Origin of the sequence: Cryobacterium soli, from assembly GCF_003611035.1 — a bacterium.
GTDB classification, from domain to species: domain Bacteria; phylum Actinomycetota; class Actinomycetes; order Actinomycetales; family Microbacteriaceae; genus Cryobacterium; species Cryobacterium soli.
Map to the genome: position 1 here is coordinate 4091756 of NZ_CP030033.1, position 22079 is coordinate 4113834.

Genomic DNA, 22079 nt, shown 5'->3' on the forward strand with positions numbered 1-22079 from the left:
GGTTCGGGCATGACCCCGCCCCGTCTCCCCGGCCCGCGCCGACCCGCGCCGCGCGCTGAGAAGCCCCGTATCGAGAAGCCCCGTACCGAGAAGCGCCCGATGCAACTCGCCACCGACGAGACCGCCGTGGGCAGCTGGCTGCGCGGACTGCGGCTGTCCGGGTTCTCCTTCGTGATGATGGGCATCCTGGTGCTCGCCGTCGTGGCGTTGGCGCCCAATGTGCGCACCTACGCCGAACAGCGCCAGCAGATCGACGCCCTCAGTGCCAGCGTCGCCGATCAGCAGGCCGCCGTTGACAAGCTCAAGGACGAGCGCGAGCGGTGGAACGACCGCACCTATGTGACCACACAGGCCCGGGCCCGGCTGTCCTACGTGATGCCCGGTGACATCAGCTTCCTCGTGATCAACGACACCGGCCAGGCCGTCGCCGGAGCCTCCGACAACGCCCCCGTCAGCACCGCCATCCAGGACACCGACGTCGACTGGGTCGACTCCGTCTTCCGCTCGGTGATGACCGCCGGACTCGCCCCTCAGGAGGCACCACAATGACCAGACCTCCCTTCGATCCCGCCACCGAGGCGGACATCAACACGGTCTCCGCACAGCTCGGACGCCCGGCGCGCAACGTTATCGGCATCGCCGCGCGTTGCGTCTGCGGAGCACCCACCGTCGTGGCGACGGCCCCGCGCCTCGCGGATGGCACCCCGTTTCCCACCCTGTACTACCTGTCGCACCCCGCAGCGACGGCGGCGCTCTCCTTCCTCGAGGCCACCCAGGTGATGAACGAGTACAACCAGATGCTCGCCGACGACGAAGACCTGCGCGACCACTACAGGGCGGCGCACGAGAGCTTCCTCGCCGACCGCGAGATGATCGGCACTGTGCCGGAGATCGCCGGGATCTCCTCCGGCGGTATGCCCGAACGGGTCAAGTGCCTCCATGCCCTCGGCGCCCACGCGCTGGCCGCCGGCCCGGGCGTCAACCCCATCGGGGACCTGGCCCTGCTCCGCGCTGCCTGGTCGCCAAAGGTGTGCGAATGCCTCGACTACGCCCCGCCGGCGGTTCCGCCGGCCGACGCGTGAGTGCCCGCCGACTGACGCGCGGCCTTGCTGTCGCCCTCGTCGCGTCGGTGGCCTTCGTCGGCGTCGTCGGCGGCGCTCCGGCCGCGCGGGCCGACCAGGTGCGCGATCTCGAATACTGGTTGAACGACTACGGCTTCAGCCAGGCCTGGAACACCAGCAAGGGCGCCGGCGTGACGGTCGCCGTCGTCGACACCGGCGTGGACGGCAGCGTGGTGGAGCTCAACGGCGCCGTCGTCGGAGGCACGGATGTGTCGGGCATCGGCTCCGCCGACGGCCAGACCCCGGTCGGTGACGACAGCAACCACGGCACCCTCGTGGCGTCGCTCCTGGCCGGCCGTGGCACCCCGGCCGGCGGCGGGCTCATCGGTGTGGCCCCTGAGGCGTCCATCCTCAGCGTCTCCGTGGCCTTCGGCACCAGCGACGCCACGCTCAGCAACGACGACCAGATCGCCGCGGGCATCCGCTGGGCCGTCGACAACGGGGCCGACGTGATCAACATGTCGCTCACCCGCAACACCCTGGACTGGCCCACCAGCTGGGACGACGCCTTCATGTACGCGTTCGACCACGACGTCGTCGTCGTCGCGGCGGCCGGCAATCGCGGCAGCGGCACCACCGAGGTGGGCGCCCCCGCGACCATCCCCGGTGTGCTCACCGTCGCCGGCGTCGACCAGGCCAAGGAGGCCAGCTTCGACGCCTCCTCCCAGGGCATCACCATCGCCGTTGCCGCGCCGAGCGAAAAGCTGGTCGGCGTCGCGCCGGGCGGCGGCTACATGCAGTGGTACGGAACGAGCGCCGCCGCGCCGATCGTGTCGGGGCTGGTCGCCCTGGTGCGCTCGGCGTATCCCAAACTGGATGCCGCGCAGGTGATCAACCGGGTCATCGCGACCGCGAACCCCAACGGCCACACCGTGCCGAGCCCCGTCTACGGCAACGGCCTGATCGATGCGGCTGCCGCGGTGTCGGCATACGTGCCCAAGTCCACGTCGGACAGCCCCTCGGAGCTGCTCGGCCAGTGGATCACCCTGCATCGCCGGGCCGACAGCGCGCCGATCACGCCGACCGAGCCGAGCACCGCCGTTCCCGTCCCACCGCAGGCCGACCCGGCCCTGCCGGAGCGGAATGTGGCCGCGGCCTGGCTGCCGAGTCCGCTCACCCTCACCTACGTGAGCGTGCCGCTCGCCGTGCTGGTGGGGTTTGGTATCCTAGTAACGCTGTTCGGCATTGGGGCCACGCGGCATTTCAAGCGAATTCGTTCCAAGCTCTAAAATTTCGCGTATCCAAATCCTGTAGGAGGCCTTTTAATCGTGCCCAAAATTCTCATCGTCGGTGGAGGCTACGCGGGTTTCTATACCGCCTGGAAGCTCGAGAAGTGGCTCCGACCCGGCGAGGCCGAGGTCACCATGGTCGATCCGCTGCCCTACATGACGTACCAGCCGTTCCTCCCGGAGGTGGCGGCCGGATCGATCGACCCGCGTCACTCCGTCGTGGCGCACCGTCGTCACCTCAAGAAGACCAACGTCCTCACCGCCAAGGTCACCAATGTGAACCACGCGGAGAAGAAGGCCACCATCACTCCGCCCGTCGGCGAGCCGTGGGTGTTCGACTACGACATCGTCGTGGTCACCGCCGGTGCCGTCTCCCGCACCTTCCCGATCCCGGGCGTCGCCGACCAGGCCATCGGCCTGAAGACGGTCGAAGAGGCCGTCGCCATCCGTGACAAGGTGCTCACCAACTTCGACAAGGCAGCCCAGCTGCCCGCCGGCCCCGAGCGCGACCGTCTGCTGACCTTCGTGGTCATCGGCGGCGGCTTCGCCGGTATCGAGGTCTTCGCCGAGCTGCGTTCCTTCGCCAGCTCACTGCTGACGAAGTACCCGCAGATCGCGTTCGAGGACACCCACTTCCACCTCATCGAGGCCATGGGCCGCATCATGCCCGAGGTGTCGGAGAAGACTGCCCTCTGGGTGATCAAGAACCTGGCCGAGCGTGGTGCAGAGGTGCACCTGAACACGCAGCTGACCAGCGCTGTCGACGGCAAGATCGAGCTCTCCACCGGGGAATCCTTCGAGTCCGACCTCATCGTCTGGACCGCCGGCGTGATGGCCAACCCGGGCATCGTGCGCAACACCGACCTCCCGATCGAGGAACGCGGCCGCCTGCGCGTGCGCCCCGACCTGCGCGTGGGCACCGAGGACGAGATCATCGAAGGCGCCTGGGGCGCCGGTGACATCACCGCCGTGCCCGACCTCAGCGGTGGCGGCGTCGGCGGCTTCTGCGTGCCGAACGCCCAGCACGCCGTGCGCCAGGGCAAGCTCATGGCCAAGAACATCGTCGCGGTCCTCCGCGGCGAGGGGCCGGCCGAGTACAACCACAAGAACCTCGGCGCCGTCGCGGGCCTGGGTGTGGGTGTTGGAGCCTTCCAGTCCGGCTCGTTCGCCATCACCGGGTTCCCGGCCTGGGTCGCCCACCGCGGCTACCACGGCCTGGCCATGCCGAGCTGGGAGCGCAAGATCCGCGTCGTCGCCGGCTGGGTCCTGAACGTGTTCCTCGGCCGCGACATCGTGTCGCTCGAGGCCGTGCAGACGCCGCGTGCCGTCTTCGAGGAATTCGCTTCCCGCCCGAAGCCGCCGGCGGCAGCCCCCGCGGCCGCTCCGGCAGCGCCGGCGAAGGCCCCGCGCGCACCGCGCAAGGCACCCGTCAAGAAGCCCGTCGAGGTCGCCGCAGCCGAATCCGGCACGGAGACCGTCGCCGCCCCGTAGAGTCACTCGTGGATGCCGCGCCAACGCGCGGCATCCACTCGTGATGCCCGGCCAGTCCGGGCGTGCCCCCGTAGCCCAACCGGCAGAGGCAGGCGACTTAAAATCGTCACAGTCTGGGTTCGAATCCCAGCGGGGGCACCAGCAGGAGATCTAGCACCGCGTTGAGTCAGCGCAGCGCCGGCAGCACGAACCGCTGCCAGGCCCACGCTGCCACGCTCAGCACCGCGAACGCCAGCGCGAGCCAGAGCAGCATCGTCGGTCCCTCGCCCTGCCACCGCGAGAGCCAGGGCGAGAGCAGCGTGAACAGGGTCAGCCACGCCGGAACCGTCAGGGCCGCCCAGACCGGCGGGGACCAGGCCAGGATGCTGCGCCCGCTGGTGCTGCCGATGGGAATGAGCACCAGAACGGCTGACCCGATCGACAGGAGCACAACTGTGTTGGCGAACTCGGCCGCGAGGGTGCCGACGAAACCGCTGGGTTCGGGTAGCACTCCGACGACGAGCAGAGCCACCAGCCCCAGACCGAGCAGCGTGCCGGCGCGGATCGCGGCCAGCTGACCGCGCTGGGCCAGGGCCGGGCCAGAGCGCACCGCCACGCTGCCCAGCAGGCCGAAGAGCAATGCCGGGTGCAGGTCGAGCAGCCGGGACGCGAGTGCGGTCACGGCGATCACGGCGAGGTAGCGCGGAAGGATGGTGAGGGCCACATCGACGCGGAGCGCCCGGGAGCCCCACCACTGCGGCACCAGTGTCGCCGCGGCATTCACCACCACGAGCGCCAGCACCACGGCGAGCAACAGCCGCAGATAGGACGGCGTCGCCGTCACGGTGCCGGACAAGAGCACGAACACCGCCGACGCCGCGATGGCCGCACCGGCGCCGACCCACCGGTTCACCGGAACGGTCGGTGCGACCTCGAATTCTTCCCCTCTGAACCGGTTGCGCCCGGCGACCCGGTGGGCCTGGAACAACGGCCGACCGTTTCGTGCCCGGGAGACTGTCCCGGCCAGCAGACGCGCCGGAACCACCAGGAGCAGCAGAGCGCCCAGGGTGAGGAGTCCGGCCTGCAACCAGGGGAAACTGGCCACCGTCCAGGGCGGGATGACGGCGGTGCTGAACTGGGTGGGGTCGTTCCAGCCGCCGGGCACCGTCAGGGTGGGCGGGAGGGCCTCGGCCTCGTCGTCGGGAGCGCCGGGCACCGGTGTGGCCGAGGGCGTACCGGGTGGAACGACGGCTGTCGGAGTGGGCGCCGGAGTGCCCGCGTCCGTGGGCCCCGGGGTGGGAGCCGTCGTCGGCTGCGGCGCCGGGGTCGGGGACGGCGCGGGCTCGGCCGGGGCCGCACCGTAGCTGACCCGGATCGGGGGGCTGCCCGCGCTCACATTTCCCGCGGCATCCTGCTGCACGGCGCGCAGGTCGTAGGAGCCGTCGGCGACGCCGGACCCGGTGCACGACCAGGTGCCGCCGGAGACGACGGCGCTGCAGACCGAATAGGCGCCGGCGAAGACCGTGACGGTGGCGCCGTTCTCACCCTGGCCGAAATAGGGGGCCGCGCCCGGGGGCACCGTCGAGCCGGCCGCGGGGCCCGCGACGGTGGGCGGTGCAGGCACGTCGACGTCGAATCGCAGCGTGACCGGGTCGCTCGCGGGGGAGGATTCGGGTGCACTGAAGCCGGTTTGCTGCGAGGCCGTGACCTGTTCTGGCCCGCTGACCAGCCCCTGCATCAGGCAGGCCCAGGCTCCGGAGCCGTCGACCGTGAAGGAGCAGCGCTGCCCGCTGGCGAGGACCGCCGTGACGGTGGCACCCGGGTAGCCGGTGCCGCGCACCAGACCATTCGAGTCGGATGCGCCGGTCGGCCCGCCCAACACGGTCGGTGCCTGCAACACCCGTACGGTGATCAACGCGGAGAGGCCGGAGGCGTCGGTCACGACCGCCCGCAAGGCCACCTCCGGCCCGCTCGGCAGTCGGACCCCGGTGCACTCCCAGCGGCTGGTGCCGTCCGGCTCGCTGGTGCAGAGCTCGCCTCCGGTCGGCGTGAACAGGGTGATCTCCTGGGCGGGATCGCGGCTGCCGCCGACGGTCACGCTGCCGGTGACGAGGCTGCCAGGGGCAGGGCTGTCGATGGTGGGCGCGGCAGGGGCAGGGCTGGGCGAGGGTGTGGCGCTGGGCGATGGCGTGCTCGAGGGCAGCGGTGCCGCCGACGGCGCTGTCGTGGCCGGCGCCGTACTGGTCGGCGCCGAACTGGTCGGCGCGGGTTCGGCGGATTCCGACCCGGCCAGGGCCGAGGCGCCGGTTGCGCCGCCCGCGAGGGGGGCGACGACCAGGAACGTCAGGAGCAGCGCGAACACAGCCAGCGGGGCGCGCCGAATTCGCCGCCGGGATCGATCGAACGACCCGTGCGCGCTGTGACGGCGTGACGTACCCATGGACCCCCTCCACCCATTCCAGGGGGCAGCGCGGGGAATGTCAACCTGGCGCGCCCGCGCGCCGAGATCGCGGCCCAGTTGTTATCCGCGTCGCACTGTCGGTGCGGGCGGTCGGTGCGCCATACTGTCGACTGGGTCAACTGCCCCAGTGCAGTGTGCTCTGTGGACGACGATGTTCCCGACAGCTCCAGCGAGGTGGTCAGATGACGATGACGCGGATACCCGCCGTCGAACGGCGCAGTGCCCTCGTGGCCGCCGCCCTGCGAGTCGTCGCCGAGCGGGGGGTGGCCCAGGCCACCACCCGGGCCATCGTGGCGGAAGCGGGCATGTCGTTGGCGAGCTTCCACTACGCGTTCGCGAGCCGCGACGAGTTGATGGCCGAGCTCATCCGTCACGTGGTCGCCCGGGAGGGCGCCGCCATCCTGGGCGACGCGGAGCACACCGAGCCTGCGCCCCTCCGCCGGATCCTGCGCGAGGGCCTGCAGCGCTACGTCGACCACCTGACAAGCGACCCGCTGCGGGAGAAGGCGATGCTCGAGCTCACCCAGTGGGCCCTGCGCTCCCCGTCGATGCAGCCCCTGGCCCGTCTGCAGTACGAGCGGTACCACGCGCTGGCCGCCGAGGCGCTGGGCTCGGCAGCGGCGCGCAGCGGGACGCTCTGGCTGCACCCGCTTCCCGACCTGGCGCGCCTGCTCGTCTCGCTCACCGACGGCCTCACGATCGCCTGGCTGGTCGACAACGACGAGGGCGCCACGACCGCGCTGATAGACCTGGCCGCCGACACCCTGGCCGCCCTCGGGCGACCGGCAGAAGAGTCCCCACACCGATGACCCGGATGAAAGCGGTACGCCGATGAGCCTGGACCTGTCCCTCGACCCGAATGCTCCGGCCGCCGCGCCGTGGCTGAGCCCGGAGACCTATTGGCCCGGCCTCACCGAGGCCACCCGCGACCTGGACACCCCGGTCGGGGCCCTGCACCTCGGGGCGCTCCGGCACAACACCCACGACATGCTGGGCCGGGCCGCGGGCTCCCCGATCCGGGTGGCCAGTAAGTCGCTGCGGGTGCGCGGCGTACTCGAGGCGGTGCTGGCCCTGCCCGGCTACCGCGGCGTGCTCGCCTACACCCTCGCCGAGGCCCTGTGGCTGGCGGAGACCCTCGACGACATCGTGGTCGGCTACCCGAGCGTCGACCTCACCGCGATCCGACGACTCGGCCGGTCGGCCGACCTGGCCGGACGGGTGACCCTGATGGTCGACTCGGTCGACCACCTCGACGTGATCGACTCGGTGCTGCCGCCGGCAGAGCGCGAGCGCATCCGGGTCTGCCTCGAGCTGGACGCCTCCTGGAACGCGCCGGTGCTCGGCCACCTGGGTGTGTGGCGGTCGCCCGTGCACACCCCGGAAGAGGCCAGGGCGCTGGCGGTGGCGATCGTGTCCAGGCCCGGCTTCGACCTGGTCGGCCTGATGGCCTACGAGGCGCAGATCGCCGGGCTCGGCGACCGGCCGGAGGGTCACCCCGTGCAGGGGCGCCTGAACGGCTGGGTGCGCAACCGGTCGATCCTGGACATCACCGCCCGCCGGGCCGCGGCCGTCGCGGCCGTGCGCCAGGTGGCCGACCTCGAGTTCGTCAACGGCGGCGGCACCGGGTCGCTCGAGAGCACCCACGCCGACAGTTCGGTGACCGACATCGCCGCCGGCAGCGGGTTCTTCGGCGGCCACCTGTTCGACAACTACTCCGGCTTCCGGCCGGCGCCGGCGGCCGCTTTCGCACTCTCCGTCGTGCGCAGGCCCACCGCGGCATCCGCCACCCTCCTCGGCGGCGGCTGGATCGCCTCCGGTCCACCCGGCCTGGATCGCACCCCGCGCCTGGTCTGGCCGGAGGGACTCAGCCTGGTGCCGCGCGAGATGGCCGGAGAGGTGCAATCGCCCGTCACCGGAGCGGCCGCCGGCCGGCTGCGGGTGGGCGAGAGGGTCTGGCTGCGCCACACCAAGTCCGGCGAACTCAGTGAACACGTCAACGAGTTCGCGCTCGTCGACGACGGTATCGTGATCGACATGCTGCCCACCTACCGCGGCGAAGGCAAGGCCTTCCTATGACCGCCACGGGCGCCACCTGGCGCAACTGGTCGCGCAGTCAGGCCGTGGTGCCGGCCAGGGTCGAACGGCCCACCAGCACCGGCGCCGTGCAACGCGCCGTGCTCGCCGCCGCCCGGACGGGCACCCGGATCAAGGCCGTGGGCGCCGGGCACAGCTTCTCGGGCATCGCCGTGGCGCCCGGGGTGCAACTCGACCTGGCCTTCTCCGGGGTGCTGCACGTCGACGAGGCGGCCGGTCGGGTGACGCTGGCCGCCGGCACCCATCTGCACGAGCTGCCCGCCCTGCTGAAACCCTATGGACTCGCGTTGGAGAATATGGGCGACGTCGACCGGCAGACCCTCGCCGGCGCCACCTCCACAGGCACGCATGGCACCGGCGCCCGGTTTCGCGGCCTGACCGGCCAGATCGTGGCCGTGACCCTCGTCGTCGCCGACGGGTCGCTGCTGCACGTCAGCGAAACCGAGAACCCAGAGCTGCTCCCGGCGGTGCGGCTGGGCCTTGGCGCCCTCGGCATCCTCGTCGACCTCACCCTGCAGTGCGTTCCGGCCTACCTGCTGCACGCCGTCGAGACCCCCGAACCCTTCGAAGCGGTGGTGGATGCCTTCGCCGAACGCAGCGACGCAGCCGATCATTTCGAGTTCTACTGGTTTCCGCACACCGAGACCGTGCTCACCAAGACCAACACCCGGCTGCCGCTGTCCGCAGGCCGGGCACCGCTCGGCCGGGTGAGCCGCTGGATCGACGACGAACTGATCGCCAACGGCGTGTACCGCGCCACCTGCGCGGCGGGCGTCATCGTGCCGCCCCTGGTGCCCCGTGTCAACCGGCTCGCGGACCGGCTCACCGGTCGCCGGGATTTCACCGACCTCTCGCACCGGGTATTCATCACGCACCGGTCGGTGCGGTTCCACGAGATGGAGTACGCACTGCCGGTGGAGCAGGTGCCGGAGGCACTGCGTGAGGTGCGCGCTCTCATCCAGAAGCGGGGCTGGCGCATCTCGTTCCCCCTCGAGGTGCGCACCGCCGCGGCCGACGACATCTGGCTCTCCACCGCTCACGGCCGGGCCACCGGCTACATCGCGGTGCACCGGTACTTCCGGGAGAACCCCCGGAAATACTTCGCCGACGTCGAGGCGATTATGCAGGCGCACGGCGGGCGTCCACACTGGGGGAAGATGCACGACCTGGACGCGGACATCCTCCGCGCGGTCTATCCCCGCTTCGACGACTTCCTCGCCGTGCGGGACCGGCTCGATCCGGAGCGTCGATTCAGCAACCGCTACCTGGAAAGAGTCCTCGGCCGATGAGCAGCAACACCCCAGCGTCCCGCGCCTGGCAACACCGGGCGGGGGAGCTGGGAGACCGGCTGCCCACCGGATTCCAGATCGGCGCGTCGTCCTCCGCCTTCCAGATCGAGGGCGGCGCCCGCGCCGGTGGCCGGGGCGAGTCCAGCTGGGACGCCTTCACCAGGCAGGGCGGGCGCATCCTCGACGGTCAGAACGCGTCGGTGTCGGCCGACCACATCGGCACGCTCAGCGCCGACGTCACTCTGCTCAGCGAACTCGGCGCCGACCTGTACAGGTTCTCCTTCGCCTGGCCGCGCCTGCAGCCCGACGGCCGCGGTTCGCTGCACCGCGCCGGGGTGGCCTTCTACGACCGGCTGCTGGACGAGCTGCTCGGCACCGGCATCAGCCCGATGGCCGCACTGTCGCACTGGGACATCCCGGTGGCCCTGGCCGGCGGGTGGTTGAACCGGGACACCGCCTGGCGGTTCGGCGATTACGCCCACCAGATGGGCGAGCTGTTCGGCGATCGGATCGACGCCTGGGTCACCGTCACCGAGCCGGCGACAGTGATGTTCAACGGGTATGCGATCGGCGTGCACGCGCCGGGGGAGACTCTGCTCTTCGACGCACTGCCGGCCGCCCACCACCAGCTCCTCGGCCACGGCCTCGCCGTGCAGGGCCTGCGCGCCGCCGACGTGCGCGGCCGCATCGGCATTGTCAACGCGCACACCCCCGTGCAGAGCGCCACCGACCGGGAGGCCGACCGTACGGCAGCGACGCTCTATGACCTGCTGCAGAACCGGCTCGTCGCCGACCCCGTGCTACTCGGCCGCTACCCCGACCCGGCCGGCGAGTTCGAGACCGAACTGCGGATGCTGCACGAGATCGAACCGGACGACCTCCGCACCATCCACCAGCCGCTGGACTTCTACGGCGTGAGTTACTCCCAGCCCACCCGGATCGCCGCGGGAGCGCGCGGCCCCGTCGGCCCGGACGGCACCGGCCCCGCCCTGAACCGGCTCCCGTTCCACACCGAGGCCTTCCGCGAGCATCCGGTCACCGGTTTCGGCTGGCCGATCGCGCCGGAATACCTCGCGGTGGCCCTGGCGGAACTGCGGGACCGCTACACCGAGGCGCTGCCGCCTGTGTACGTCACCGCGGGCGCGGGCTTCCCCGACCGTACCGACGTGCGCGGCGGGGTCACCGACCTGGCCCGCGTCGACTACCTGGCCGAGCACCTGCTCGCGGCCGTGGAAGCCGTGGCGCCCGGGGGACCGGCAGAGGGCGTCGACCTGCGCGGCTTCCTGGTGCGGTCGCTGCTGGACGGCTTCGAATGGGAGGCCGGCTACACCCAGCGCTTCGGCCTGGTGTACGTGGACTTCACCGACCCCGCCCGCCCTCGCACCCCCAAGCTCTCCTACACCTGGCTGCAGCATGTCCTCAGCTCCCGCTAGGTCCCCGCTAGGTCCCCGCGGACGGGACTAAGGGGTGCGGCGGCGCAGGGTGACAGAGCCCAGCACCACCGCGCCGAGGATCCAGGCCAGGATGACGAGCAGTTCGCCGAGCACATAGCCCGTGTCCCGGTTGCCGGTGGCCACGGCCTCGAGGGCGTCGATGGCGTGCGAGAGCGGCAGGGCGTCGCCGATCGCCTGGAGTACATCCGGCAGTTGGTCGCGCGGCAGGAAGATGCCGCCGAGCAGGATCTGCGGGAACACCAGCACCGGCATGAACTGCACCACCTGGAACTCGGTGCGCGCGAACGCGCTGGCCAAGAGGCCCAGGGTGGTGCCCAGCACGGCATCCGCCACGGCGACGAGCAGCAGCAGCCAGATCGGGCCTGAGATGGTCAGCCCGCATACCAGCACGGCGTAGAGCCCCGCGATGCTCGACTGCAGCACGGCGAGGAGCCCGAAGGCGAGCGCGTACCCCACGATGAAGTCGCCGCGGCCGAGCGGCATCGACAGCAGCCGCTCCAGCGTGCCCGTGCGCCGCTCGCGCAGGGTGGTGATGCTGGTGACCAGGAACATGACGATGAACGGGAACAGCGCGATCATGGCCGGCCCGACGGACTCGAACACCGGGGTGTCCGAGAAGATCCAGGCCACCAGGCCGATCAGCAGGCTCGGCACCACCAGCAGTAGCACGATGGTGCGCGGGTCGTGCCGGATCTGGGTGAGCACCCGGCCGGCGGTCGCGAGGGTGCGGGACGGCGTCACGACCGTTCCCCGCGCTTGATCAGGGCCAGGAAGGCCGCCTCGATGTCGGTGGTCGCCGTGGCCGTGAGCAGCCCGGCCGGGGTGTCGTCGGCCAGGAGAGCGCCGTCCCGCATCAGCAGCAGCCGGTCGCACCGGGCGGCCTCGTCCATGACGTGGCTGGACACCAGCAGGCTCGTGCCCGCGGCGGCGAGCCGGTGGAACAGCTCCCACAGGTCGCGGCGGAGCACCGGGTCCAGGCCCACCGTGGGCTCGTCGAGCACCAGGAGTTCGGGCGAGCCGAGCAGCGCCACCGCGAGGGACACCCGGCTGCGCTGTCCGCCGGAGAGCGACCCGGCCAGTTGGCCGGAGTTCGCGCCCAGGTCCGTCGCTTCGATGACCCGGGCCACGTCGGTGCGGCCTGCGCCCAGCACGGCCCGGAAGTAGTCCAGGTTCTGCCGCACCGTGAGATCGTCGTAGACACTGGCGTCCTGGGTGACGTAGCCCACCCGGCGGCGCAGGGTCGCGGTGCCGGCGGGCCGGCCGAGCACCGTCACGGTGCCGGACTGCACGATCTGCACCCCCACGATGGCCCGCATCAGCGTGGTCTTGCCCGACCCGCTCGGGCCGATCAGACCCACGACGAGGCCGGCCGGGATGGTGACATCCAGGCCCCGCAGAACCTGCTGCGAGCCCCGTCGGGTGCGAAGGTCGCGCACCTCGATCGCCGCTGGGCGTTCCGACTGCTCCATACCTGGATTATTCGCCGGTCAGGGCATTAAGTCACGTGCGGGCGGTGGGATTCCTTGGAGTGTCATGGGAAGCACATGGGAGCCCCAGGGAGCTTCGTTATGATTGTGCTGCATCGCACACGCACGTTCAATCGCAAGGAGACGCTGCCATGGAATGGCTCATTCCGGTCCTCATCGTTGTCGTACTCGTGGTCATCGCGGGTATCTACCTGTGGGCCACCTACAACTCGCTCATCACGCTCAAGGTGCGGGTGGACGAAGCGTGGAGCGACATCACCGTGCAGCTCAAGCGTCGTGCCGACCTGATCCCCAACCTGATCGAAACGGTCAAGGGCTACGCGGCGCACGAGAAGTCCGTCTTCGAGAACGTGACCAAGGCCCGCGCCGAGACTCTGTCCGCGCAGGGCCCTGTCGACGCCGCCGCAGCCGAGAACCACATGCAGACCGCCCTGAAGAGCATCTTCGCGGTCGCCGAGGCATACCCGCAGCTGCAGGCCAGCCAGAACTATCTGCAGCTGCAGGGCGAGCTGGTCGACACCGAGGACAAGATCCAGGCCTCCCGCCGGTTCTACAACGGCGGCGTGCGCGAGCTGAACACGAAGATCCAGGTCTTCCCGAACCACCTGTTCGCGAAGAACCTCGGCTTCACCCAGCGCGAGTTCTTCGAGGTCAGCGACTCGGCGGCCATCGCCGAGCCGCCCCGCGTGCAGTTCTGACCCTGAGCTCGAAGAGGATCCATGTATAGCGCGATCGCGCGGAACAAGCGCAACACCGTCTTCATCATCGTGCTCTTCCTGGTGATCATCTCGGGGCTCGGCTGGCTTGCCGGCGCTGCCTACGGGGTGCAGGGCCCCGGTGTGCTCATCCTGACTCTGGTCATCGCGGGCGGTTACGCGCTGATCCAGTACTTCGCGGCCGGGCGGCAGTCGATCGCCATGAGCGGCGGCATCCGGGTGAACAGCGTCACCGACCACCCCCGGCTCTGGCGCATCGTGGAGAACCTGTCGATCACCACCGGCACTCCGATGCCCGAGGTGTACATCATCAACGACCCGGCGCCCAACGCCTTCGCCACCGGGCGGGACCCCAAGCACGCCATCGTGGCCGCGACCACTGGCCTCCTCGACATCATGGACGACGCCGAACTCGAGGGCGTCATGGCCCACGAGATCGGGCACGTGCGCAACTACGACATCCGTGTGTCGATGATCGTGTTCGGCCTGGTCGTTGCGGTGGGATTCATCTCCGACATCTTCCTGCGGATGGCCTTCTTCGGCCGCGGCAACAACAACAACGGCAACCCGATCGTGCTGGTCTTCGGACTGGTCGCCATGATCGTGGCACCACTGATCGCCTCCGTGGTGCAGCTGGCGGTCTCCCGGCAGCGCGAGTACCTGGCGGATGCCACGGGAGCGCTCACCACCCGGCAGCCGGATGCGCTCGCCAGCGCCCTGGCCAAACTCGGCGAGTACGGCCGGCCGATGCGCAAGCAGAACACCTCGATGGCGCACTTGTGGATCGCGGACCCGCTCAAGCCCGGCGTGATGGACAAGCTCTTCGCCACCCACCCGCCGCTGAACGAGCGCATCGAGCGCCTGCACGCGATGGGCAGCAAGTTCTAAGGAACTAGGCCAGCTCGGCGGCCAGGCCGGCCGCCAGGGTGCCGCGCGGCACCACCTCGATGGCGGCCAGGCCCTGCCAGGCCGCGGTGCTCCGCAGCACCTCGGCCAGGCGGGCGGCGGTGTCGGCCGGAGCGCCCGGTTCGGCCCAGCTGGCCTGCACGCGCAGTACCCCGGCCTGCCGGTCGTTCTTGAGGTCCACCCGGCCCACCACGGTGTCGCCCAGCAGCACCGGCAGCACGTAGTAGCCGAACTTCCGCTGCTCCTTGGGCGTGTAGATCTCGATCCGGTAGTGGAAGCCGAACAGCCGCAGGGCCCTCGCGCGCTCCCACACCACGGGGTCGAACGGGCTCAGCACGGCCGCGGCGTCCATCCGGCGCGGCAGCCGGGCGTCCCGGTGCAGCCAGGCGGCGCCCGGGGCTCCGCCGCGGCCCCAGCCGGGCACCTGAACGGCAATCAGTTCTCCGGCGTCCTCGAGCTCGGCGATGGCCGCACGGGTGGGTTCGGTGCGCAGCCGGAAGTAGTCGGCCAGGTCGGTCACCGTACCGATGCCGTGCGCCCGGGCGGCCTGCGCCACGAGGGAGCGGTGCGCGTCGGCTGCGGAGACCTCACGGTCCAGCAGGGCCGTGCTGAAGACCTGCTCGGGCAGCGCGTAGACCCGCTCGAAGCGCTCCCGGCCGCCGCTGACGACGTCACCCCAGCGGAACAGCGTCTCGAGGCCGATCTTCACATCGGACCAGCCCCACCAGGGCCCTGTGCGGGTGTTGGCGTCGTGCTCGATGGCGCTCGCGCGCATGGGGCCGTTCGCCGCCAGCTCGCCCAGCAGCCAGGCCAGCATCGGGGCGTTGTCCCGCGACCAGTGCGCGTCGTCGGCGGCCGCCTTCTCCCGGTAGGCCTGCATCCGCCAACGGAACAGCGGCCAATCGTCGACCGGGATGAGTGACGCCTCGTGCACCCAGTACTCGGTGAGCCGCGGCGCGGCGCCGGCGCTCAGCCTGTCGAGCTGAGCCTTGTCGTACGGGCCGAGCCGGCTGAACGCGGGCACGTAATGGCTGCGCTCGAAGACGTTGACCGAGTCGATCTGCAGGAGGCCGAGGCGCTCAACGAGGGCGCCGAGCTGACGGATGCCGACGGAGGCGGGAGCCGGCTTGCCGAAGCCCTGGGCGGCGAGGGCCACACGGCGGGCGAGAGCGGGGGAGATCGTCGGGAGCACGCCTCGACACTACCGGCGGCCGCCGACATCCGACGTTCACGCTGTGTTCAGCACCAGGGGGCCGGAGCGCCATGCACCGGTTCTAGCCTCACAGCGACCGGTTATCCGGCACCCACGACTACGGAGGACACGTGCTTACCACCCGAACCCTGGCCGCCACCATCGCGGCGACCGCCATCGTCGCCCTCACCCTCACCGGCTGTGCGAGCGGCACGGCGGATGCGACCGGCACCGCCGGCTCCGTCGACGCGGCCACCGCGACGAGCGTGTCCGCCTTCGGCGACCTGGCCGCCCTCGAGGCCGCCGCCAATGCCGAGGGCGCGCTGAACGTCATCGCCCTGCCGCGGGACTGGGCCAACTACGGCGCGGTCCTCGACCTCTTCGCCGAGAAGTACCCCGACATCACCATCACCGAGTCCGCCCCCGACGGCTCCAGCGCCGAAGAGATCCAGGCGGCCCAGAACCTGGCCGGCCAGGACACCGCCCCCGACGTCTTCGACCTGGGCCTGGCCGTGGCCCTGGCGAACACCGACCAGTTCGCGCCGTACCAGGTGGCCACCTGGTCCGACATCCCCGACGCCCTCAAGGAGGAAAGCGGCCTGTACGTGGGCGACTACGGCGGATACATGGCCGTCGGCTACGACCCCGACTCCGTTCCGGCGCCCACCACGCTCAGCGACCTGCTCGGCGCGGACTACAAGGGCAAGGTCGCCATCAACGGCGACCCCACCCAGGCCGGTGCTGCCTTCGCCGCCGTCGGCATGGCCGCTGTGCAGAACAAGGGCTCGGTGGATGACTTCCAGGCCGGCATCGACTTCTTCGGCGACCTCAACGCGGCCGGCAACCTCGTGAAGATCGACCCGACCCCCGCCACCATCGCGTCGGGCGAAACCCCCGTCGTCTTCGACTGGGACTACCTCAACGTGGGCTACGGGACCCAGCTGGCCGGTGAGCGCAACTGGGAGGTCGTGGTCTTCCCCGGCACCGGTTACGCCGGCTACTACAACCAGGCCATCAACAAGGATGCACCGCACCCGGCGGCCGCGCGTCTCTGGCAGGAGTTCCTCTACAGCGACGACGCCCAGAACCTCTGGCTCGCCGGCGGCGCCCGACCGGCCCGCGCCGATGCGATGGCCGACGCCGGGACCATCGACACGAAGCTCTTCGACGCGCTCCCGACCGTTCCGGACACCACCGTGGTGCCCACGGCCGCCCAGAGCGAGGCCGCGGCCACGCTGCTCGGCGAGAAGTGGGCAGCGGCTGTCCAGTAGGTTCCGTGCACCGGCAGCAGCCCTCGGGCTGCTGCCGTTCGCGGTGTATGTGCTGCTCTTCCTCGCGCTGCCGACCCTGATCGCGGTCGGCACCGGATTCATCGGCGCCGACGGCGGCTTCACGCTCGAGACCCTCGCGGCGCTCGGCAACCCCGTCGTGCTCAACGCCTTCGGCAGCTCGGTCTGGTTGTCCGCGCTCACCGCCGTGATCGGGGCCGTCCTGGGCGCGCTGGTCTGTTACGCGCTGCTCGGCGCCCGCCCGGACGGCGCGCTGCGCTCCACCGTCGATTCGCTCAGCAGCGTGATAGCCCAGTTCGGTGGCGCGATGCTGGCCTTCGCGTTCACCGCGACCATCGGCATCCAGGGAATGGTCACCGTGCTGCTGCGCGACACGGTCGGCGTCGACATCTTCGCGGATGGCGTGTGGCTCTACGAGCTGCCCGGCCTGGTGCTGCCCTACATCTACTTCCAGGTGCCCCTCATGGTGATCACGTTCATGCCCGCGCTCGCGTCGCTCAAGGTGACCTGGGCGGAGGCCAACGCCACGCTCGGCGGGACGGCCCGCAGCTACTGGCTGCGGATCGCACTGCCGGTGCTTGCACCGTCGTTCCTGGGCAGCCTGTTGCTCCTGTTCGCCAACGCGTTCTCGTCGTACGCGACGGCGGCCACCCTGATCAGCCAGGGCGCCCAGATCGTGCCGCTGCAGATCCGCTCGGCGTTGACGAGCGAAACGATGCTCGGCAGGGAGAACCTGGCGGGGGCCCTCGCCCTCGGAATGATCATCGTCATGAGCGTCGTCATGACCGGCTACGCGCGGCTGGCGTCCCGCGCCGCCCGGTGGCAGCGATGAGCGGCCAGGTGGCGCACGCGCCCACCCGGCTCGTGCGCACCGTGATCCTCGTCGCCGTCGGCCTGGTCTTCGTGATTCCCATCCTCGCCATGATCGAGTTCACGCTCCGCCGCGGCCTGGCGGGCGGTTATGACCTGCACCGCTGGACGGACCTGCTCCAGGGGGGCCTGACCGGCGCGTACCGTCCCGTGCTGGCCGGGCTCGGCAACTCCCTCGGCCTGGCCCTTGGCACCGTGGCGATCGTGCTCGTGTTGCTGGTGCCGACCATGCTGCTCGTGCACATCCGGTTCCCGCAGCTGCGCAGGGTGCTGGAGATCATCTGCATCCTGCCGATCTCCATCCCGGCCATCGTGCTCGTCGTGGGCCTCGCCCCGGTCTTCTCGGTCGTGGCCCGGCTCGCCGGCAGCGGCGTCTGGACGCTGGCGTTCGCCTACGGCATCACGGTGCTGCCGTTCGCGTACCGGGCCATCCAGGCCAACCTCGACGGCGTCGACGTGCGCACGCTCAGCGAAGCGGCGCGCACCCTCGGCGCCGGCTGGGGCAGCGTGCTGCTGCGGGTCCTCGTGCCCAACCTGCGCCGCGGCATCCTGGCCGGGTCGTTCATCGCCGTGGCCGTGGTGCTGGGCGAGTTCACCATCGCGTCGCTGCTCAGCCGGGTGAACCTGCAGACCGCCCTCGTGGTGGTGGGCAAGAACGATCCGTACAGCGCCGTGATCCTCTCACTCCTGGCGCTGCTGGCGGCGTTCGTGTTGCTGCTGGCAATCGGCCGGCTCGGCAGCGAGCGACGCCGCGCCACCACGGCGGCCGCCCCGACAACACCGACCCGACAACACCGACCCGAAGCGGAGACACCCCATGACCACATCGAGCTTGAGTAGAGGGCAGACCCGCACCGGTTCGGTCGTCGAGTTCGCCGGGGTGACCAAACGCTACGGCACCCACCTCGCCCTGACTGATTTCGACCTCACCCTGGCGGCCGGCGAACTCGTCGCGCTGCTCGGCCCCAGCGGCAGCGGCAAGACGACGGCCCTGCGCGTGCTGGCCGGGCTGGAGTCGACCGACGCCGGACGCATCCTGATCAACGGCGGCGACGTCTCCGGCGTGGCCACCAGCCGGCGCGACATGGGCATGGTGTTCCAGTCCTACTCGCTGTTCCCGCACCTGAGCGCGGGCGAGAACGTCGAGTTCGGCCTGCGGATGCGCCGTGTGCCGGCCGCCGAGCGCCGCGAGCGAGCCCGCGCCGCGCTTGCTCTGGTGGGCCTGGACGCCCACTACGACAGGTTCGCCCACCAGCTCTCCGGCGGCCAGCAGCAGCGGGTCGCCCTGGCCAGGGCCCTCGTGACGCAGCCCCGGGTGCTGCTGCTGGACGAACCGCTGTCGGCCCTGGACGCCAAGGTGCGGGTGGGGCTGCGCGAGCAGATCCGCCGGATCCAGACCGAGCTGGGCATCACGACGCTCTTCGTGACCCACGACCAGGATGAGGCCCTCGCTGTGGCCGACCGGGTCGCGGTCATGCGCGATGGACGGCTGGAGCAGGTGGGCACGCCGGAGGAGCTCTACACCCGGCCCGCGACGCCGTTCATCGCCGACTTCGTGGGTCTGAGCAATCGGCTGCCCGGCGTGGTGCGCCACGGTTTCGCCGAGGTGCACGGCATCACCCTGCCTCTGCTCGACCCGTCCCACGCGGACGGCCCTGTGCAGGTCTTCGTGCGGCCGGAAGACCTCACTCTGGCCGCGGCCGGGCTGCCCGGCGACAGCCTCGCCGGCACCGTGCTGCTCTCCAGCTTCCTCGGGTCGTTGCGCCGCACGAGCGTGCTGTTGGAGCAGGGCGGCACCGTCGTCGTGCAGCATGACGTGCGGGAGCGCCCGGAGCCTGGAGAGCGGGTGGTCGTGCGCTTCTCCGGGGCCCCGGTGCCGATCGAGCCGGACCGTGCCGACACGACCAGCGCAGTGCCGACACCGTCTTAGACTGTTTCGGTGAACACATCCTCGGGAAAGACCGGCTGGTTCGGGCGTCGGAGCCGACGCCCACAAGGGGCCGAACGGGGAGTCGTTCCCGCCGTTCTGGCACCCGTGCGCGAGGCGCAGCTCCACCCAGCTCCCAACGGGGTCGACGAGAACATCCCCACGGGCCTCCGCCTCGCGGGCGCCTGGTCCTGGCGGTTGCTCGTGATCGCCGGGGCGATCGCGGTGCTGCTCTTTCTGGTGGTGCAGCTGCGCTTCATCGTGATCCCGCTCCTGGTGGCCGTACTGGTCTCGGCCCTGCTCGTTCCCCTGGTGTCCTTCCTCACCCGGCACCGTTGGCCCAAGGGAATCGCCGTGGCCGTCGCCCTGGTCGGCACCCTCGCCGTGATCGCGGGTCTGGTCACCCTGGCCGTGACGCAGATCGCCTCGGGGTCGGCGGGCCTGAGCGACCGTTTCGCCGCCTCCTACGCGAACCTCACCCAGGCGCTGGCGACGTCGCCGCTGCAGCTCAGCAACGCCGAGATCACCGGGTATCTCAACCAGGCCGTCACCGCCCTCCAGGCGGACAGCCAGATCTTCATCAGTGGCGCCCTCTCGCTCGGTTCCTCGCTGGGGCACCTGGCCACCGGCCTGCTGTTGACCCTGTTCAGCCTGCTCTTCATCCTCATCGACGGTGCCGGCATCTGGAACTGGATCGTGCGGATCTTCCCGCGCCGGGCGCGGGCCGCCGTGGCCGGCGCCGGCGCCGCCGGCTGGACGACGCTGGGCAACTTCGCCCGGGTGCAGATCCTGGTGGCCACGATCGACGCCATCGGCATCGGCGCGGGCGCCGCGATCCTCGGTGTGCCCATGGCCATCCCGATCGGCGTGCTGGTCTTCCTCGGCTCGTTCATCCCGATCGTCGGCGCCGTCGCGACGGGCGCCGTCGCGGTGCTGATCGCGCTGGTGTTCAACGACTGGTTCGTCGCGCTGCTCATGCTCGGCGTGGTGCTGCTCGTGCAGCAGATCGAGGGGCATGTGCTGCAGCCGCTCATCATGGGCACGGCCGTGAAGGTGCATCCGCTGGGCGTCGTTCTCGTCGTCGCTGCCGGCGCGCTGCTGGCCGGCATCCCCGGCGCCCTGTTCGCGGTGCCCGTGGCGGCCGTGCTGAACGTTATGATCAGCTACATCCATAGCGGCGCCTGGCGCGGGGGAGTGCCCCAGGCTGGCGCACCAGCCGGGTCGGTGCTGTGGCAGACCGTTCCGCAGCGGCCGGGTTTCCGGCAGTCTCGGGCGCTGCCCGCCGCGTCGAACAACCGAGGACGAGAGACCCGTTCATGACAGACACCCCCACTGACCTGCTGATCGGTCCGACCCTGGCCGACTTCGAGGCCGCCCGCATCGTGGTGGCCCGCGTCGCCGACGTCACCCCGATGGAAAGCTCCCGGTACCTCTCCACGATTCTGGGCTCAGCGGTGTACCTCAAGTGCGAGAACCTGCAGCGCACCGGGTCGTACAAGATCCGCGGCGCCTACAACCGGCTCTCCAAGCTCACCGACGAGGAGAAGGCCCGCGGCGTCGTCGCCGCCTCCGCCGGCAACCACGCCCAGGGCGTGGCCTTCGCCGCCAGGGAACTCGGCATCGAGGCCACCATCTTCATGCCCGTCGGCGTGGCACTGCCCAAGCTGCAGGCCACCCGCGACTACGGCGCCCAGGTGATCCTGCGCGGCCACACCGTGACGGAACCGCTCCTGGCCGCCGCCGAATACGCCCGGGAGACCGGCGCGATCCTGATCCCGCCGTTCGACCACCCGGATGTCGTCGCCGGCGCCGGCACACTGGGCCTGGAGATCCTCGACCAGGTGCCAGACCTCGAGACCGTCATCGTGCCGATCGGTGGCGGTGGCCTGACGGCCGGGATGGCCAGCGTGCTCAAACAGTACGCGGCCCGGCACGGCCGCAAGATCCGCGTGATCGGGGTGCAGTCGGAGAACGCGGCCGCCTACCCGCCCTCCCTCGCCGCTGGTGAGGCCCTCGCGATCGACATCAGCCCCACCATGGCCGACGGCATCGCCGTGGCCAAGCCGGGGCTGCTGAACTTCGACATCATCCGCGACGCCGTCGACGAGATCGTCACCGTGAGCGAGGACGACATGGCCAGGGCGCTGCTGGTGCTGCTCGAGCGGGCCAAGCTCGTCGTCGAACCGGCCGGCGCGGTCTCGGTGGCCGCCATCCTGGCCGGCAAGATCACCGGCACAGGTCCGACCGTGGCGATGCTCTCCGGCGGCAACATCGACCCGCTGCTCATGCAGCGCGTGATCAGTCACGGGCTGAGCGCCTCCGGCCGGTACCTCACCCTGCGCATCATGCTGCCCGACCGTCCGGGGCAGCTCGCGCGCATCTCCGAGCTGCTGGCCGAAGCACGGGCCAATGTCATCGAGGTGCTGCACACCCGCCACGGCGTGGGCATCCAGATCAGCGAGGTCGAGATCGACATCAGCGTGGAGACCCGCGGTCCGGAGCACCGCCAGCACGTCGTCGACACGCTGCGCGCGGCCGGGTACGACCCGCGCACGGACTAGGAACGCACAAAGA

General features: G+C 70.7%; 20 protein-coding genes and 1 tRNA gene. 17 read left to right on the forward strand and 4 right to left on the reverse strand.

Annotated features, from left to right (window positions below; translation table 11 throughout):
* The first annotated feature begins 9 nt into the window (after window positions 1–9).
* The 5 genes from DOE79_RS19010 to DOE79_RS19030 all read left to right on the forward strand — a co-directional run bounded on the left by DOE79_RS19010 (window position 10) and on the right by DOE79_RS19030 (window position 3982).
* Window positions 10–549: an FtsB family cell division protein gene (locus DOE79_RS19010; RefSeq protein WP_220094263.1), complete on the forward strand. Its 540-nt coding sequence runs from the start codon at window positions 10–12 to the stop codon at window positions 547–549.
* Window positions 546–1082, forward strand: coding sequence for a DUF501 domain-containing protein (locus DOE79_RS19015; RefSeq protein WP_120339843.1), 537 nt, complete (start codon window positions 546–548; stop codon window positions 1080–1082). The genes DOE79_RS19010 and DOE79_RS19015 overlap by 4 nt, the downstream gene beginning before the upstream one ends.
* Window positions 1037–2350, forward strand: coding sequence for a S8 family peptidase (locus tag DOE79_RS19020; RefSeq protein WP_120339844.1), 1314 nt, complete (start codon window positions 1037–1039; stop codon window positions 2348–2350). Before DOE79_RS19015 ends, DOE79_RS19020 begins: the two co-directional genes overlap by 46 nt.
* A gap of 39 nt (window positions 2351–2389) precedes the next feature.
* Window positions 2390–3841, forward strand: a complete 1452-nt coding sequence (locus DOE79_RS19025) for an NAD(P)/FAD-dependent oxidoreductase (RefSeq protein WP_120339845.1) — start codon at window positions 2390–2392, stop codon at window positions 3839–3841.
* Window positions 3842–3905: 64 nt separating this feature from the next.
* Window positions 3906–3982 (forward strand) — tRNA-Leu (locus DOE79_RS19030).
* 25 nt (window positions 3983–4007) lie between these two features.
* On the opposite strand, the gene DOE79_RS21090 is transcribed toward DOE79_RS19030, so the two are convergent.
* A complete protein-coding gene (locus tag DOE79_RS21090; RefSeq protein ID WP_162942854.1) occupies window positions 4008–6260 on the reverse strand; it encodes an Ig-like domain-containing protein in 2253 nt (750 codons plus the stop codon).
* A 209-nt stretch (window positions 6261–6469) separates the two neighbouring features.
* On the opposite strand from DOE79_RS21090, the gene DOE79_RS19040 reads away from it, so the two are divergent.
* The 4 genes from DOE79_RS19040 to DOE79_RS19055 are packed head-to-tail and all read left to right on the forward strand — an operon-like array spanning window position 6470 to window position 11097.
* On the forward strand, window positions 6470–7090 hold the full coding sequence (locus tag DOE79_RS19040; protein WP_120340438.1) for a TetR/AcrR family transcriptional regulator: 621 nt from the start codon (window positions 6470–6472) through the stop codon (window positions 7088–7090).
* A gap of 22 nt (window positions 7091–7112) precedes the next feature.
* Complete coding sequence (locus tag DOE79_RS19045; protein WP_120339847.1) at window positions 7113–8357, forward strand: alanine racemase; 1245 nt, start codon at window positions 7113–7115, stop codon at window positions 8355–8357.
* Window positions 8354–9664: a D-arabinono-1,4-lactone oxidase gene (locus DOE79_RS19050; protein WP_120339848.1), complete on the forward strand. Its 1311-nt coding sequence runs from the start codon at window positions 8354–8356 to the stop codon at window positions 9662–9664. Before DOE79_RS19045 ends, DOE79_RS19050 begins: the two co-directional genes overlap by 4 nt.
* Window positions 9661–11097, forward strand: coding sequence for a glycoside hydrolase family 1 protein (locus DOE79_RS19055; RefSeq protein WP_120339849.1), 1437 nt, complete (start codon window positions 9661–9663; stop codon window positions 11095–11097). The genes DOE79_RS19050 and DOE79_RS19055 overlap by 4 nt, the downstream gene beginning before the upstream one ends.
* A gap of 27 nt (window positions 11098–11124) precedes the next feature.
* Here DOE79_RS19055 and DOE79_RS19060 read toward each other — a convergent pair whose 3' ends face one another.
* Together DOE79_RS19060 and DOE79_RS19065 are read right to left on the reverse strand one after the other, a co-directional pair.
* Window positions 11125–11859 (reverse strand): ABC transporter permease, encoded by a 735-nt coding sequence (locus tag DOE79_RS19060; protein ID WP_120339850.1) that lies wholly within the window; start codon window positions 11857–11859, stop codon window positions 11125–11127.
* A complete protein-coding gene (locus DOE79_RS19065) occupies window positions 11856–12587 on the reverse strand; it encodes an ABC transporter ATP-binding protein (protein WP_120339851.1) in 732 nt (243 codons plus the stop codon). The genes DOE79_RS19060 and DOE79_RS19065 overlap by 4 nt, the downstream gene beginning before the upstream one ends.
* A gap of 149 nt (window positions 12588–12736) precedes the next feature.
* Between DOE79_RS19065 and DOE79_RS19070 the strand changes: the two genes are divergently transcribed.
* The gene (locus tag DOE79_RS19070; RefSeq protein ID WP_066596588.1) at window positions 12737–13303 is read left to right on the forward strand and encodes a LemA family protein; all 567 of its coding nucleotides are present in this window, start codon (window positions 12737–12739) and stop codon (window positions 13301–13303) included.
* A gap of 21 nt (window positions 13304–13324) precedes the next feature.
* Complete coding sequence (locus DOE79_RS19075; protein ID WP_120339852.1) at window positions 13325–14209, forward strand: M48 family metalloprotease; 885 nt, start codon at window positions 13325–13327, stop codon at window positions 14207–14209.
* 4 nt (window positions 14210–14213) lie between these two features.
* On the opposite strand, the gene DOE79_RS19080 is transcribed toward DOE79_RS19075, so the two are convergent.
* Entirely contained in the window at window positions 14214–15419 is a 1206-nt protein-coding gene (locus DOE79_RS19080; RefSeq protein WP_120339853.1) for a winged helix-turn-helix domain-containing protein, read from the reverse strand.
* Window positions 15420–15550: 131 nt separating this feature from the next.
* On the opposite strand from DOE79_RS19080, the gene DOE79_RS19085 reads away from it, so the two are divergent.
* The 6 genes from DOE79_RS19085 to ilvA are packed head-to-tail and all read left to right on the forward strand — an operon-like array spanning window position 15551 to window position 22066.
* A complete protein-coding gene (locus DOE79_RS19085; protein ID WP_120339854.1) occupies window positions 15551–16690 on the forward strand; it encodes an ABC transporter substrate-binding protein in 1140 nt (379 codons plus the stop codon).
* Window positions 16680–17540, forward strand: coding sequence for an ABC transporter permease (locus tag DOE79_RS19090; RefSeq protein WP_120340439.1), 861 nt, complete (start codon window positions 16680–16682; stop codon window positions 17538–17540). Before DOE79_RS19085 ends, DOE79_RS19090 begins: the two co-directional genes overlap by 11 nt.
* Window positions 17537–18418, forward strand: coding sequence for an ABC transporter permease (locus DOE79_RS19095; protein WP_120339855.1), 882 nt, complete (start codon window positions 17537–17539; stop codon window positions 18416–18418). Before DOE79_RS19090 ends, DOE79_RS19095 begins: the two co-directional genes overlap by 4 nt.
* Window positions 18396–19508, forward strand: coding sequence for an ABC transporter ATP-binding protein (locus DOE79_RS19100; RefSeq protein ID WP_120339856.1), 1113 nt, complete (start codon window positions 18396–18398; stop codon window positions 19506–19508). Before DOE79_RS19095 ends, DOE79_RS19100 begins: the two co-directional genes overlap by 23 nt.
* 9 nt (window positions 19509–19517) lie before the next feature.
* Window positions 19518–20825 carry an AI-2E family transporter gene (locus tag DOE79_RS19105; protein ID WP_245977018.1) on the forward strand — a complete coding sequence of 436 codons (1308 nt, stop codon included), beginning with the start codon at window positions 19518–19520 and terminating at the stop codon, window positions 20823–20825.
* Window positions 20822–22066, forward strand: coding sequence for a threonine ammonia-lyase (gene ilvA / locus DOE79_RS19110; protein ID WP_120339857.1), 1245 nt, complete (start codon window positions 20822–20824; stop codon window positions 22064–22066). Before DOE79_RS19105 ends, ilvA begins: the two co-directional genes overlap by 4 nt.
* Window positions 22067–22079 lie beyond the last annotated feature (13 nt).

What these genes read in the sequence shown, in the direction of transcription:
- DOE79_RS19010 (WP_220094263.1), top strand. Translation starts at nt 10, where the DNA reads ATGACCCCGCCCCGTCTCCCCGGCCCGCGCCGACCCGCGCCGCGCGCT.
- DOE79_RS19015 (WP_120339843.1), top strand. Translation starts at nt 546, where the DNA reads ATGACCAGACCTCCCTTCGATCCCGCCACCGAGGCGGACATCAACACG.
- DOE79_RS19020 (WP_120339844.1), top strand. Translation starts at nt 1,037, where the DNA reads ATGCCTCGACTACGCCCCGCCGGCGGTTCCGCCGGCCGACGCGTGAGT.
- DOE79_RS21090 (WP_162942854.1), bottom strand. Translation starts at nt 6,260, where the DNA reads ATGGGTACGTCACGCCGTCACAGCGCGCACGGGTCGTTCGATCGATCC.
- DOE79_RS19040 (WP_120340438.1), top strand. Translation starts at nt 6,470, where the DNA reads ATGACGCGGATACCCGCCGTCGAACGGCGCAGTGCCCTCGTGGCCGCC.
- DOE79_RS19045 (WP_120339847.1), top strand. Translation starts at nt 7,113, where the DNA reads ATGAGCCTGGACCTGTCCCTCGACCCGAATGCTCCGGCCGCCGCGCCG.
- DOE79_RS19050 (WP_120339848.1), top strand. Translation starts at nt 8,354, where the DNA reads ATGACCGCCACGGGCGCCACCTGGCGCAACTGGTCGCGCAGTCAGGCC.
- DOE79_RS19055 (WP_120339849.1), top strand. Translation starts at nt 9,661, where the DNA reads ATGAGCAGCAACACCCCAGCGTCCCGCGCCTGGCAACACCGGGCGGGG.
- DOE79_RS19065 (WP_120339851.1), bottom strand. Translation starts at nt 12,587, where the DNA reads ATGGAGCAGTCGGAACGCCCAGCGGCGATCGAGGTGCGCGACCTTCGC.
- DOE79_RS19070 (WP_066596588.1), top strand. Translation starts at nt 12,737, where the DNA reads ATGGAATGGCTCATTCCGGTCCTCATCGTTGTCGTACTCGTGGTCATC.
- DOE79_RS19075 (WP_120339852.1), top strand. Translation starts at nt 13,325, where the DNA reads ATGTATAGCGCGATCGCGCGGAACAAGCGCAACACCGTCTTCATCATC.
- DOE79_RS19095 (WP_120339855.1), top strand. Translation starts at nt 17,537, where the DNA reads ATGAGCGGCCAGGTGGCGCACGCGCCCACCCGGCTCGTGCGCACCGTG.
- DOE79_RS19100 (WP_120339856.1), top strand. Translation starts at nt 18,396, where the DNA reads ATGACCACATCGAGCTTGAGTAGAGGGCAGACCCGCACCGGTTCGGTC.
- ilvA (WP_120339857.1), top strand. Translation starts at nt 20,822, where the DNA reads ATGACAGACACCCCCACTGACCTGCTGATCGGTCCGACCCTGGCCGAC.